Genomic DNA, 1,006 nt, shown 5'->3' with positions numbered 1-1,006 from the left:
GACTAGGGCTAATGTCATCTAGGGACATGCCCTTAGGGAAGTCCTGGCGGATCATCCGGTTATGTGCCTCGTTGGTGCCACGGTCGCAGGACGTGTAAGGATGGGCGTAGAAGATCTCAGTTTCCGTCCCAGCAAAAGCAGTATTTAAGGCGGTGAACTCGGGTCCGTTATCGGCTGTGATGGTCTTGATGCAAGCTCCCCATTCGCGCTTGATTCCACGCAATGCATAGCTCACAGAGTCTGCATCTCGTCCTTCGATCAAGCGGAGAAGTTGGCAACGGGTCTTGCGCTCAATCAGAGTCAAGATGACGCGCTCCTTGCCATTGCGTTTACCGACAATGGTATCCATCTCCCAGTCGAACTGCCTGCGTCGTTCAACGACCTTAGGCCGTTCCTCGATACTGCGGCCAGCCAGGCGCTTAGCCTTGGTGTGGTGCTGGTGAGAGGTCTTCCGCTTAGTCTTCTCCAACAGGTCGATATTTCGAATCTCTAGGCGTTGGTCGTCAATGTACTGGTACAAAGTCGAGGCACAAACAAGCTCTTCAGGAGTAAACAGCTTGTGTCGCTTGGCATAGCCGATTGAAGCATCCGGCGACCATTTGTCCTGCTTAGCTCTCTGTACGTACCAGGCTAAGAAGACCTGTACGCTGGCGAACTTGTCAGGACGATGGCAGCTCAAGCGTGCAGTCTCGTAACGTGCCTGAGCAGCCTCTGGCAGGTATTGTCGATGGTAGACGCGCTTGCCATTACTCTTCTTGACCTGATCTACTGTACCTCGCTTGATTTCATTATTAATGGTCTGCGGGCAGACGCCAATTTCAGCAGCAATCCAACGATTGGACTTCCCAGCTTGGCGGAATCCGGCCACTTTTCCGCGCTCGAGTGATGTTAAGTGCTGACCTTTTTGGCGGTGTGTGCTATCCTGTTTCTGCATCAAGACAATATCCTCTTCCATTGTTTGTGTAGGAACTTCAATGATACAGGATATCTGTTCTTGATGTTTTTT

General features: G+C 51.6%; 1 protein-coding gene. It reads right to left on the bottom strand.

Annotated features, from left to right (window positions below):
- Positions 1-1,006 (bottom strand): IS30 family transposase (locus JUF21_RS11915; protein WP_239061465.1); only part of this gene is annotated, 1,006 nt, incomplete at both ends.

This window comes from Lacticaseibacillus sp. 53-4 (genome assembly GCF_016861805.1).
In the GTDB taxonomy this organism is placed as follows: Bacteria; Bacillota; Bacilli; order Lactobacillales; family Lactobacillaceae; genus Lacticaseibacillus.
Note: the sequence above shows the minus strand (reverse complement) of the source record. Positions and strands in the feature narration are given on the sequence as shown.